Source organism: Caldithrix sp. (assembly GCF_056497305.1).
This window is the reverse complement of record NZ_JBSMDE010000042.1, coordinates 1-13019: the sequence shown is the minus strand read 5'-3', so window position 1 is coordinate 13019 and position 13019 is coordinate 1. Positions and strand designations below refer to the sequence as shown.

Annotated in this window: 10 protein-coding genes and 1 pseudogene; 1 reads left to right on the top strand and 10 read right to left on the bottom strand. The window is 45.5% G+C overall.

Annotation, left to right across the window (positions count from 1 at the left end):
* Positions 1 to 13: 13 nt before the first annotated feature.
* The 6 genes from ACWB0I_RS03580 to ACWB0I_RS03555 all read right to left on the bottom strand — a co-directional run bounded on the left by ACWB0I_RS03580 (position 14) and on the right by ACWB0I_RS03555 (position 7608).
* Positions 14 to 1024 carry an NAD(P)H-dependent glycerol-3-phosphate dehydrogenase gene (locus tag ACWB0I_RS03580; RefSeq protein ID WP_479386686.1) on the bottom strand — a complete coding sequence of 337 codons (1011 nt, stop codon included), beginning with the start codon at positions 1022 to 1024 and terminating at the stop codon, positions 14 to 16.
* A gap of 1 nt (position 1025) precedes the next feature.
* On the bottom strand, positions 1026 to 1661 hold the full coding sequence (gene plsY, locus ACWB0I_RS03575) for a glycerol-3-phosphate 1-O-acyltransferase PlsY (RefSeq protein WP_479386663.1): 636 nt from the start codon (positions 1659 to 1661) through the stop codon (positions 1026 to 1028).
* 11 nt (positions 1662 to 1672) lie between these two features.
* Complete coding sequence (locus ACWB0I_RS03570) at positions 1673 to 2248, bottom strand: DUF4416 family protein (protein WP_479386662.1); 576 nt, start codon at positions 2246 to 2248, stop codon at positions 1673 to 1675.
* Between the two features lie 9 nt (positions 2249 to 2257).
* Positions 2258 to 4051, bottom strand: a complete 1794-nt coding sequence (locus tag ACWB0I_RS03565) for an AMP-dependent synthetase/ligase (protein WP_479386661.1) — start codon at positions 4049 to 4051, stop codon at positions 2258 to 2260.
* 66 nt (positions 4052 to 4117) lie between these two features.
* Positions 4118 to 5320: a ribonuclease H-like domain-containing protein gene (locus ACWB0I_RS03560; RefSeq protein ID WP_479386660.1), complete on the bottom strand. Its 1203-nt coding sequence runs from the start codon at positions 5318 to 5320 to the stop codon at positions 4118 to 4120.
* Between the two features lie 5 nt (positions 5321 to 5325).
* A complete protein-coding gene (locus ACWB0I_RS03555) occupies positions 5326 to 7608 on the bottom strand; it encodes a DEAD/DEAH box helicase (protein ID WP_479386659.1) in 2283 nt (760 codons plus the stop codon).
* Positions 7609 to 8319: 711 nt separating this feature from the next.
* Here ACWB0I_RS03555 and ACWB0I_RS03550 point away from each other — a divergent pair.
* The gene (locus ACWB0I_RS03550; protein ID WP_479386658.1) at positions 8320 to 9564 is read left to right on the top strand and encodes a DUF1015 domain-containing protein; all 1245 of its coding nucleotides are present in this window, start codon (positions 8320 to 8322) and stop codon (positions 9562 to 9564) included.
* 404 nt (positions 9565 to 9968) lie between these two features.
* On the opposite strand, the gene ACWB0I_RS03545 is transcribed toward ACWB0I_RS03550, so the two are convergent.
* The 4 genes and pseudogenes from ACWB0I_RS03545 to ACWB0I_RS03530 form a co-directional block, all read right to left on the bottom strand.
* Positions 9969 to 10526: a hemerythrin domain-containing protein gene (locus ACWB0I_RS03545; RefSeq protein ID WP_479386657.1), complete on the bottom strand. Its 558-nt coding sequence runs from the start codon at positions 10524 to 10526 to the stop codon at positions 9969 to 9971.
* Between the two features lie 464 nt (positions 10527 to 10990).
* Positions 10991 to 11335, bottom strand: a pseudogene (locus ACWB0I_RS03540) (DsrE/DsrF/TusD sulfur relay family protein).
* Positions 11332 to 12174, bottom strand: a complete 843-nt coding sequence (locus tag ACWB0I_RS03535; protein WP_479386656.1) for a hypothetical protein — start codon at positions 12172 to 12174, stop codon at positions 11332 to 11334. Before ACWB0I_RS03535 ends, ACWB0I_RS03540 begins: the two are co-directional and overlap by 4 nt.
* A gap of 189 nt (positions 12175 to 12363) precedes the next feature.
* Entirely contained in the window at positions 12364 to 12516 is a 153-nt protein-coding gene (locus ACWB0I_RS03530) for a hypothetical protein (RefSeq protein WP_479386655.1), read from the bottom strand.
* Between the last annotated feature and the right edge of the window lie 503 nt (positions 12517 to 13019).

The following is a 13019-nucleotide window of genomic DNA, read 5'->3' as shown; positions in this document are numbered from 1 at the left end:
GACGCCTGTCGGTTTAGGCTCCCCAATCTTCGATTTTTGAAGCGCGGGTCATTAAATCGAGCATGGCCCGTGAGGGAGACTTGTTTTCAAATAAAACTTTGTAAATCTGTTCGGTGATGGGCATTTCCACCTTTTTTTGTCGGGCCAGTTCATAGGCCGATTCCGTGGTTCTCACGCCCTCGGCCACCATCACCATCTCGTCCAGCACTTCTTTTAACGTTCGGCCCTTGCCGATCTGTTCCCCAACATAACGGTTGCGGGAGTGGCGGCTCATGCAGGTAACGATTAAATCGCCCATGCCGCTTAAACCGGCAAAGGTAGCCGGACGGGCGCCCATTTTTCCCCCCAGGCGACTGATCTCCACCAGACCGCGCGTCATCAACGCAGCCTTGGTATTGTCGCCATAGCCCGCTCCGTCGCAAATGCCAGCCGCCAGGGCAATGATATTCTTCAAGGCGCCTCCCAACTCCACACCAATAACATCGTCGTTGGCGTAAATGCGTAAATACTGATTCATGAACACCTTCTGAATTTTCCGGGCAGTTTCCAGATTTTTAGAAGCAGACACGATGGCTGTGGGAATTTTTCGCGCCACTTCTTCGGCATGGCTGGGCCCAGACAGCACCGCAATCCGCTCGGCTGGAATCTCCATGACTTCTTCGATGACCTGCGAAATGCGTTTGTAGGTCTTGTTCTCAATACCTTTTGATACCGTAACCCACAACTGCCCCTGATCCATAAAAATTTCATGGACCAAACTTAGAGCAGATCGGGTAACCTGCGATGGCACAGCGTTTACCAGAATGTCCGGTTCATCGACAATCACCTTTAAATCGGAAGTAAACACAATGTCTTCTGGAATTTTGATTCCCGGTAAATAGCGGCTATTTTCATGATTGGTGCGAATATCGCTTAAACTCTCTTCATCAATCGTCCAGCAACGCACTTCGTGCCCGTTTTCATGCAAAACCAGGGCCAGAGCCGTTCCCCAGCTTCCGGCGCCAATCATTCCAATGCGCATAATGTCATCCCTTCTTTTTAAATTCCAGCCGGTTTTCATTCCCCTGTAGCAAGCGCTTAATATTGCTACGGTGCGCAAACCAGATTAAGGCCACGATTAAAATGCTGATTCCTAAAAGCACATCAGGAATTTCCTTTTGAAAAACAAATTTTTGCAAGAAAAGAATCAGTACAAAAATGAATGAAGCCAGTAAGGAGCCCAACGAGACATAACGCGTCAAAGCGACAATCAAAACAAAGGTCAGCAGGGCTAATAATAGAGGAACAGGAGCCAGGCCCAAAAATGCTCCGGCCGAAGTACCAACCCCCTTGCCCCCTTTAAATCCGGCAAAAATGGTGAACATGTGGCCTAAAATAGCAAAAATGGCAGCCAGCAATTGAAAATAGATGATCTGACCGGGACCGGCAGCCAGGGCCGGCGCCAGGTAAAAAACCGGTACAAATCCTTTAATCATATCGATCAACAAAACAATGAGCGCGGCTTTCCAACCCAGAACACGAAAGACATTGGTCGCACCGGCATTGCCGCTGCCATGCTCCCGAATATCAATATTCTTCAGAATTTTGCCGGCAATGATTGCCGTAGGAAACGATCCGAATAAATAGCTTAATATAATGATAAAAATGAGATTAAAGACCATGCGCCTACTCCTTAATCTTTGGCAATATGGCTATTTGCTGCCTGACTCTTTTCGACATCATATTGTTCTAATTTTTGGCGATACACTGTCCGCATCTGGTTAAAAAAGTCGATGATGGCTGGCTGTCGGTAATCCGGATAGGTCCAGGGTTGTACCTGGTATGAACCCTGCTGAAAAACAAGATGCAAATCTCCAAAAATTCCTTTGGCCAGATAGAGTCGATGCGAATAATCCTTAGTCGTGGCCAGCACTACCTTGGAGAGCGTCAAATAACCGGGATCAATATTCACTCCGCGTTTCCTGCCTCCGGAGACCGTCTGTTCGAGCCGATTGGTCGTTCGTTTAATGTCTGGCAAAGCTTCGGCCTGGATTAGCGAGGCAAAGGTGACCAGAACTTTTTCAAGGCGCGCGCCCATTTCCGGTTCATAATAATCGGTAAAGGCATCAAAATCGAACACGGCCGATTGATGTTCCACGGGGCCAAAATGATTCTCCAGCCGGGCGAAGACCTCTTTTAATTCAACCACTGGCGAAAAAGTTATGGCAGCAAACAACAACACAGGAGGATATGTTCTAATTTCGCCCATGAATCGCGTTTAAACCTGGTACATCTGTTCAATCTGGTCGTGGTATTGTTCTTCAACCACTTTTCGCTTGACCTTTAATGAAGGCGTCAATTCGCCGCTCTCGATGGAAAAGGGTTGCCTGGCAAAGATAAAATCCTTAATGGTTTCGTAACGGGCCAGATTTTCATTCACCAGATCAATTTCCTTTCTGATCAATTCTTTAAGGCCTTCTAATTGCAGCATCTCATCATAGGAATTGATGGTTTTGCCCTGTTCAGCGGCCCAGTTTTTCACGGCTTCAAAAGCCGGCACAATGACAGCCGTTAAGAACTTGCGCTTATCGCCGATGACCACAGCCTGTTCAATGTATTGCGTGGTGACCAGCATATTTTCAATAGGCTGCGGTGCAATGTTTTTTCCGCCGGAAGTCACGATGATGTTTTTCTTACGATCCGTGATTTTAAGAAAACCATCTTCATCAATCATGCCAATGTCGCCTGTATGGAACCAACCTTCCTCATCGATCACCTCTTTTGTGGCGGCTTCTTTCTTAAAATAGCCAACCATGACGTGCGGCCCGCGCGTTAAGATTTCTCCATCTTCGGCAATTTTCACCTCCACATTGGGTAAAGGAGGACCGACGGTTCCGAATTTAAAATGATCCAAGAGATTAACAGAAATGACCGGCGACGTTTCCGTGAGGCCGTAACCTTCGAGAATAATGAGGCCAGCGGCCGTAAAAAATTCAGCGATTTCAGCCGACAGCGGCGCTCCCCCACTGACAAAGAAACGGATGCGTCCGCCCACGCGCTCTTTCAATTTGCTAAAGACCAGTTTATTGGCAAGTTTTTGTTTACGTTTCAAGAAAAAGGGCAGGTTCTTCTTATTCATAATGTGATGGACATAATCCCGCCCCACATCCATGGCCCAGTAAAATATCTTCCGTTTTAACGGCGGTCCCATCTCTACGTTTTCCAGGACGCGAGCGTAAATCTTTTCATACAAGCGAGGCACAGAAACCATGATCGTTGGTTTGATTTCCTGCATATTCTCTGCCACCGTATCTATGCTTTCCGCAAAGGCCACTGCCGCTCCCTGGTAATTAGAAAGAAAGTGGCCGGCCATTCGCTCAAAAACGTGACTGAGCGGCAGAAAAGAGAGAAAGACATCCTCGGCGTAAATGTCCAGCACACTCATGGCCCCTTCGATATTGCTTAAAAAATTACCATGTTTTAAAACGGCTCCTTTGGGTTCGCCTGTTGTACCGGAGGTGTAAATAATGGTCGCCCAGTCCTCACGGGTCACGTTCTTTAGTTGTTCCTGAACATAATCGGGTTTGTTTTGCAAAAATTCCTCACCCATTTCTGCCAGGGCATTAAGTTTTTTCCAGGGGGTATTAACTTCCTGTGGGGCGTCAAAGACAAAGAAATGTTTAACCGTATTTAATTCAGACAGGATCTGACTTATTTTCTCAACCTGTAAGTCATTTTCAGCAATCAGTACCTTGGCTTCGCAATCATTTACAATATAGCGCACCTGATGATCCAACAAAGAGGGATACACTGGAACCAGCATGGCTCCCAGGGCCATTGTTGCGTAATCCATTAAAGCCCATTCGATGCGGTTTCCGGAAATAATGGCCACCCGGTCTCCCTTTTGTACGCCCAACGAAGCCAGACCGGCGGCTAATTTTTCACACCAATCCACAGCCTCTTTGAAAGTGACGGATTTCCATTTCCCACTCTCTTTAAACATGTAGCCCACCTTATCAGGCATGGATTGGCGTTTTTCAAAAAACATCTCTCCCAAACTCTGATAGCCCATAGCTCCTCCAAATTAAATCAATTAAAATAATTCATGAAATAATATAAGGGAAGTCATTGAATTAAGTCAAGACAATTTATTTTTTAATCGTTGATAGCGGTGTAAAAACCCGCTTTTCCACTCTGTTTTGACCCAATAAGGATTCAACTGCTCGAACTGACGGTACATCTCCAGAGCCCGGCGAACGTAATTCATGGCCCGCAAGTAATCTTTAAAAACGTGTTCATGAACTTTGGCCAGTTCTTCTAAGGCTAAAAATGCGTATTGGCGATGGGGAATCAAGGCTTCCCATAGTTCACAAGCCTGTGCCCATTGCCTTTGCTTTTTAAAAAAGTAACTTTTTATCAGGTGAAACGCCGGCACATTCTGGGATTCCAATTCCAGTAAGCGCTTTTCAATTCTTAAAAAATAAACAAAATCATCGATTTCGAAGGCCAGCCGGGCCAGGCGCAGCAAGGCGCGGGGATCATCAACAAGCTCAGGATGGTCATTGATGGCCGACAGCTTTACCAGCATTTTATTCATAGAAAGAATGTCGAGCTGATTGTGTTTAATGGTCGATATCATTTCATGAATGACCCCACTCTGAATAAAGCGCAGGTAGGCCGTGGGAATAAGGTAGCCGGAGATGTCATCGGTGCGTGTAAAACCCAACTGCTCCTTTTCAATACTAAACAGATCGCAACTTTCCTGACTGTCTTTCCAGACACGACGGGCGAGATGCAGTAAATCCAGATGTTGAAATTTTTGTACATTCAGATCGAAACGGTTTAGAATGGCCCGTGTTTTTAAAAGAGGAAGATCGTAACTTTTACCGTTGAAGGAAATCAGAATGGATTTTTTTTCTAACAAGGGCTGGAGTTCTTTAAATACGTAGTAATCGCGACCAAAATCGGGCAAAAAATACTGAACGACTTTAAACTGCTGCCCTTCATAATAACCGAATCCCAATAAAAAAGCGTAGGTACCCGCGCCACCGCTGAGTCCGGTTGTTTCCAGATCGAAGAACAGACACTGCTCCGCAGGAATGGGTTCTGGGAATTGTTTTCGCGTCAGGCGATCCAATTTAAAAACGCGGTCTTCAGAAGCAACGGGTTCTGTAACGATAATTTCCACAATGGGCACCGGGTAAGGCAGCAAGCGCCCATTAAAATGTTCCATCAGGGCTTTTACAGAAGCGGGAAGAGAGGCCTGCGGCGCAGTTTTCTGGTTCTGGTTTTTGGAAGCGCTGGTTTTTCGGTAGTAGGCCAATTTCTTATTCAGATCCATAAGCTTCACAGCTTTAATTCTTCTAAAATTTTAAGCGCACTTTGTTTACCAAACAGAGTGTTTTCCAGAGTAGGCCCGGTGCAGGACGGGCAGCCATGGGTACAGGGACAACGTTTAATGTGCTGCAAAACGCCTTGTAGCACCTCCTGCTCAATCTCGTACAGTTTTTTGCTTAACCCCATGCCGCCCTGGTACTTGTCGTACACATAAATAGTCGGTTTGTGACTAAAAGGCGCCCGCACCATGGGCACGACCGAAATATCTTTCACATCGCACATGATGTAAAGAGGAATCAGATTGTTCAAGGTGTAAGCGATCCCGTTCAAGCCTTCTCCGATAATCGACTCTTGAAAGTAGGGATCGGCAAACAATTGATCGGCAAATTCCCACCACATGGCCGAGGTTTGCATCTCCATCTCCGGAAGATGAATGCGTCCCATGCCAATGTTTTCATGAGTATTGAATTTAATCTTTTTAAAACCGGTAGTCACGCGACTTACGGCCAGTTCACCATAGACTTTTTTGTAGCGGTTACCAGATTCCTTTTGCAGAACGTCCAGAACCTTGATGTTGGTTTTGGTAATGGCATCGGTGTAGTGATTCACTTTAACCGGATGTACGTAGGCCTTCTTCTCATCCCAGTCCAATTCATCCACATGGTATTGCTGCCCTTCATGAATGTAGATGGCGTCTTTGTGTACCAGTTCCGGCGCAGAAAACAGATCCACTTCTCCAATGACCCGATTATGGTTGCTGGTGTCAATGATAACCACATTCTCGGGGCTGGCATTACGCAAACTTATTTCATCCGCCGGGTAGATTTCGCTCATCCAGAAATACTTACCGTCTGTTTTACGTAATACGTTTTCTTCTACCAGAAAATCGAGCAGGGAACGCGTTATGTCGGGCACAAAGCTTTCGTTTTCGTCAAAGGGTAATTCGAAGGCAGCGCATTTTAAATGGCTCATCAAAATGAATAGATTATCGGGATCGATCTGAGCCGTTTCCGGGTTCTTCTCCGTAAAATACTCCGGATGTTCAATGATGTACTGATCCAGCGGGGAGCTGGAAGCCACCAGGATGGTCAGCGAAGTCCCCTGTCTTCTACCGGCCCGTCCGGCCTGTTGCCAGGTACTGGCGATGGAACCCGGGTAACCGGCCAGGATGCTAATGTCCAGTTGACCGATATCGATGCCCAGCTCCAGAGCATTGGTACTGACCACAACCTGAATTTCGCCTTTTTTCAGTCCGCTCTCGATCTGCCGACGTTCTCTGGGCAGATACCCTCCGCGGTAGCCACGCACCAGGTCGTCGTTTACTTTTAGCTGGCGGGCCACTTCTTTTAAATAGGTCAATAAAATTTCCACGCGCAGGCGGCTGCGGGCAAAAACAATCATCTGCGCGCCGGTAGGCATCAGTTTTCGCACGATTTGTTTTACTTCGTTGACTACCGAACGCCGCAAGCCCAATTCCCGATGCACAACCGGAGGATTGTAAAAGATGAAATGTTTTTTGCCGCTTGGTGCTCCATTGTTGTCGATCAGTTCAACGCGGTCGCCAAGCAATTGTTCGGCTAACTCAGCGGGATTGGCAATGGTAGCGCTGGAACAGATGAATTGCGGATTTGTGCCGTAAAAAGCGCAAATCCGTTTTAAACGGCGGATCAGGTTGGCCAGATGACTGCCAAAAACGCCACGGTAAGCATGAATTTCGTCCAGTACGACAAATTTTAAATTCTCGAACAGTTTAATCCACAAGGTGTGGTGGGGCAAAATACCCTGGTGCAGCATGTCGGGATTGGTGACCACGATGTGCCCGGCAGCGCGAATCGTCCGACGAATATCAGCGGGCGTGTCGCCATCAAAGGTAAACGATTTAATGTCCGCTTTCAGTCTGTGGATTAAATCCTGGGTTTCTTTGACCTGATCCTGAGAGAGGGCTTTGGTTGGAAAAAGGTACAGGGCCCGGGTCTGAGGATTTTTGAGCAAGGTTTGAAATACCGGCAGATTGTAGCTCAATGTTTTACCAGAGGCTGTGGGCGTAACAATGACGACGTTTTTACCATGCATGATCTGTTCAAAAGCCGAAACCTGATGGGTGTATAGCCTAGTAATTCCTTTTTCTGTTAAGGCTGCCTTCAAACGCGCGTCCACCGTTTGCGAAAAGGAAGCAAAGCGGGCCGGTTGAGCCTCCAGGGTTAACCATTTGGTAACATTCTTTTGAAACTCAAGGTCGCTACTCAGATTTTCGATGAGCTGCTCCAGAGTAATTCTGGGCTTAATGATCATTTCTGTACCTTCATTTTTTTGTACAAATTACGGATTTCAGATGTATGGTTCAATAGGCGGTGGCCGGTAAACTTCACGATATTTGATTGTACCACTGACTGGTAGGGGTAAAAAATTTTTCGTCCTTTACGCCTGGGCTTGGACAGCAGAGCCATAATTAAAAACTTCTTTAAAAAATGACAGGCCAGTGTCCTGGAACCATTTAACTCTTACACTCATATACTCTTAAATTTACTCCTCCAACAGCAGATGTCATTTCACGAATTAGCCCTCCCCCCTCGGTCCCCCTCTCCCAGAATAAAAATCTGGGAGAGGGGGAAGACCTTTGTGGGAAATTTTCTTAATTGTCTGGCAGCTACAGCCGGTTGGAGCAAAGCGGAAATCCCGATCCTCGGGGACAGGCCCGTCTGGCCACCGGACAGGCCCATCTGGACGGCTATCCAGCCGGACAGGCCATTTAACCAATGAACCATTCAACCATTCACCTATTCAACTATTCAACTAATCAACCTATCAACAATTCAACGATTTTTCTTACTCACACAGCACAAAAATTTTCGCATCCCGCTTTAGCGGGATTGATCTTTTAAGGAAAGTATTCTAAATATCAAAAATAAGCGACCGAAAATTCCCCTGCCAAATTTTGAATTAAATCATTTTTTTCACTAATTTAGTTTTTTGCACAAACGACTAAAAACGAAGGAGTGAAATATGGCAACGATTAAACCCTTTAGAGGCTTACGTCCCAAAAAAGAATGGGCCGAAAAGGTCGCTTCACCCCCCTATGATGTATTGAGTTCGGAAGAAGCACGTGAGATGGCCAAAGACAATCCTTACTCATTTTTACATATCAACAAACCGGAAATCGATCTGCCGTCCGGCACCGATCTTTACGATGACGCCGTTTACCAGAAAGGCAAAGAGAATCTGGATCGCTTTATTAAAGAGGGCATTCTGGTTCAGGATGAAAAACCCATGTTTTACGTTTACCGCCAGATCATGGGTAATCATTCCCAGGTGGGGCTGGTGGCCGGCGCTTCAGTGGAAGAGTATGAGAAAAACCTGATTAAAAAACATGAATTGACGCGCGCCGACAAGGAGGAAGATCGCGTTAAACATGTGAACACCCTAAACGCCCAAACCGGGCCAGTCTTTTTGACCTACCACGCCCAACCGGAAATTGACGCACTCATCGAGTCCATAACAAAAAACGAACCGGAATATGACTTTACTGCCGAAGACGGCATTCGCCACACCTTCTGGCTGGTGGACAACGATCAGCACATCCGCCGGCTGCAGGAAATGTTCCAGAAATTAGACGCGCTTTACGTCGCAGATGGCCACCACCGTTCGGCTGCAGCCATGCGGGTTAAGCAGATGCGTCAGGCACAAAATCCCAATCACACCGGGGATGAAGAGTACAATTACTTCCTGACGGTCATCTTTCCCCATGATCAAATGTACATCATGGATTACAACCGCGTGGTAAAAGACCTGAACGGATTAAGCAAACGGGCTTTTTTAGAGCGCGTCAGCGAAAAATTTGAAGTCCAAAAATTGGGTGCAACGGCAGAAAAACCGGCACACAAACACGAATTTCGCATGTACCTTGATGGCGAATGGTACCAGCTCAAGGCCAGGCCAGGCACGTTCAATGAAAGTGATCCTGTAGAACAGTTAGATGTTTCCATCTTGATGAAAAATTTGTTGGTGCCCATTCTGGGCATTGGCGATCCGCGCAAGGATAAACGCATCGATTTTGTGGGTGGCATTCGGGGCCTAAAAGAATTAAAGCGTCGCGTGGATTCAGGGGAAATGCAGGTGGCCTTTGCCCTCTACCCGACTTCCATCGAAGATTTAATGGCCATTGCCGATGCCGGGAAAATCATGCCCCCCAAATCGACCTGGTTTGAGCCCAAATTACGCAGCGGTCTGGTCATCCATTTACTGGATTAAAGCGAATTGAAACGGGTCGATTGGTGTGGACCTGTTTGGCCGTGTCGAAGCGCTTGTCTTTTTAAGAGAAACATTTAACGGCCTCAAGGTAACTCCACTTTGAGGCCGTTTTGTTTGTCTATGGCAGGATGAATCGGGAGAAGGAAGAATGACATTTCGGCCCAGGCCCTCACCGCCTGGGCACCACTTGCCCTTTCACAAAATAATTCGTAATTCGTAATTTTTAATTAAAATAGTTTTTTTTAGCCCTCTGCGGTTTTATAAAGGTTACGGCTCTGCTGTCTTAGCCAAATTCATTGCCAAACTCCATCGCACAAAAGAGAAGATCGGGGGCATAGGAAAATGGTTGAAAAAGCATTCAGTAGCAGGCAGGACGGGCCCTTTACCCGGCCTGCCTGCATGCTTTATTGCAGATATTTTTTTTCTAACTCCTCAACCATCTTTTCATATTTTTCTCTGACGTCAAGGCCAATCACCTCTTTTTCCACGCGTTCAAATTCCTGCTGTAAAAATTGATGATCTTCCGCATTAAAGACGCGCTCAGCCATAGGATAAAGAATATTATTTTCTTTGTAAATATGGTCTGTCAATAACTGGGCATAACGGGCGGCATTGTCGGCAATTTTTACGCTTGCTGACTTTTCGCCTTTTTCATAGGCATCGATTCCCTGTTCCATTTCCTGAACAAAATTCCGTCCCAGATCGTGCTCATAAAGCATGACGGCCACCGGTCCCTGTTCTGATGAAAAACCGCGCTCCTGCATTTTGACAAATAGTAGGTCTTCTTCCTTGGCATGATGACAACGATCGGCAAAATGGCGGATAAAATCGACCACATTCCGTAAGTCTTCAACCGATACCCGGGTACCGTTCTGAAGTTGTTTATGGATGGCGCCCATTACATGAATCATTCGCAAAATGAGTTCATGTTCACGCACTAAAAAATCTATGGCAAACGACATAGGTACTCCTTTTCAAGTTAATGGTTAAGCTTGTCCTCTAACAGTTAAAGCGAATCCAAAGTTAAACAGTCGCAGTTTAAAAAACAATACCCTTGTAAAGCCGTTGAATGGTTGAATGAGCATCGGGCCGACATTCCTAATTCCAATTGGTCGTGAATTGGGCCCGGGTAAGGAATCCCCAATACATGTGAAAATTTTCCATGCAAGTCTTCCCCCTCTCCCAGATTTTTATTCTGGGAGAGGGGGATCGAGAGGGTGAGGGCTAAAATGAAGAATCCCTTACGCAAGACACAATTCGCAAGCGCAACGTAACTCGAGCTTCAGCTCGAGACCTTTGTAAGGACTAAGCATTTTTTGTAATGTCTTGCTCACAAACAATTTAGAATCGTACACAAAGAGTTTGCGCTAATTGAGAGCATCTTGATGAAAATGCCTCATTCAGGCGCTGTGCAGTTCTTTTGACATTAAAAATTAATGACTTTTTCTGCTTTAATCACCCAATCACTTAGGGTCTCCATATTGCTCTTCACCACTCCCTGGAGCAGATGTTGATCCGATACCCCCCGGGCATCACAACAGGAACCTCAAGTGTGAATCTGAGCGCCTCGCTTTATTAAACTTTTAATCATCCTTCCTACATTGTAAAACCCGGATGGAGTCTGTTGACCTTCCACGGCAGCTAACACCGCATCGCCCATTAAAAACAGCGAGACCTTCTGCTCTTTTTTAATCAACGAAAGGGCCAGACGCAAACCATTGTACAACCGCTCAATACCATAGGGTGCATCGTTCAAAATAATAGTTATCATTTTCCATTCCCCTGTTTAGACAGATTTTTTTGAAAGCGTACCAGATTCTTTTTAAACAGCTTGCTTTGCGGATTATGTTTAATGGCTTTTACTTCGGCCTGAATCGCTTCTTTGTACCGGCCTCTGAGATTCAAAATCTCAGCCAGGGTATCGTAAATATCGGCTTTGTCAGTGGGCGAATCCGTTAAGTCAATCGCTTTGCGGGCCAGTTGTTCGGCCTCATCCAAATTTATCCTGTTTTCAAAGCACCACCAGGCAAAACGGTTCAGTTGTTCCGGATTTTCCAGCCAGCCGTCAGCCATAGTTGACTTCTTTTTTTGAACGGCTTTTTTAGTTTCCTTCTCAAGAAAAAGATATTTTAGTATTTCTATTTCTTGACGATTTTGCTCACTCAGCAGCTCGGGTTGTTTTTCGATCAGATTAATCAGTTCTTTTAAATCGGAAAGCAATTGTCCGTCATCCTGAGCTTTATTCAATATTCGGACCATTTTGTACAGAAGTCTGGCTCTCCTGTCATTAGCAAGTTGTTGATTAAGCACCTGACCGGCGACCAGCTTGAGCGAATCTAATGTAAATTGATTGGCTCTAAAACCAGAATAAACGATCCGAAACATTTCCAGATCTAAGTTTTTGCCGGCCTCCGGGTCAAGGTCTTTCACTTTTTTTAAATAAACATAGGCCGTTTTAAATTCATTCCTGGCGCTCGCGTAATCAGCCAGTAAACGGGCCAGTTGAACGCTGGGTTCTTTCTGGAATTTTTCTTTCTTTTCGGCTATAGTGCTTAAATCAGACAGGGCCTCATTCATCTTATTCGTCCAGTACTCCTTGCCGTAGCCCATAAAGACAAAAATGGGCTGCTCCCGGACATTAATTAAGTAAAAGGTAGGATAACCGCGAATATGATATTTTTTTGCCAGTTCAATACCTTCGCCTTTTTCACAATCGACCTGTAAAAGGATGACATTGTTTAAAAGTTTTTGAACATCCTGGTCTTGTTTCGCTGCCCGAGCGAATTTTTGGCAACTGGATCACCAATCGGTCATAAAATCGATTAAAACGGGACGGTTCAATTGTTTTGCTAATTGCAGGGCCTGAGCATAGGATTTTACATTTTGCGGATTAGGCGAATTCTTAGCGCAGAAAAAAAGAAACATCAAAAATAGCAATGAAAACTTCTTCATCTGACCTCCTCAATAGATTCACAAATTCTAAAATAAATATTGGACTTTTTATTTTCCAGAATATGAAATATTTTTCATGATTTTTTAAAACAGATGGCCAATCTAAGGCAGCACAGCCGCCACCTTAAATCACACAGCAAAGCTACGAATGCCCAAAAGGGCATTTTTAAATTTAAAATTACGAATTACGAATTATTTTGTGAAAGGACAGGTGGTGTTCAGGCAGTGAGAGCACGTGCTGCCTGTCATTCTGATCCAGCTTCAGTCGTAACTCGAGCTTCAGCTCGAGACCTCCACTGGCAGACACAAGCGTGGAAAAGTTTATTTGTGTAAGAGTAAAGAGTGTAATAGAATACTTCCCTCAAAACTTATAATCCTGCTTAGCGGGATGCGAAAATTTTTGTGTTAAAGATCCTAACCCCCCGGCCCCCTTCCCTTCTTTTAATAAAGGGAAGGGGGAGCAAATTGTGCCGCTTTGCTGAGTTTTCGCCTTAAATGTCAAT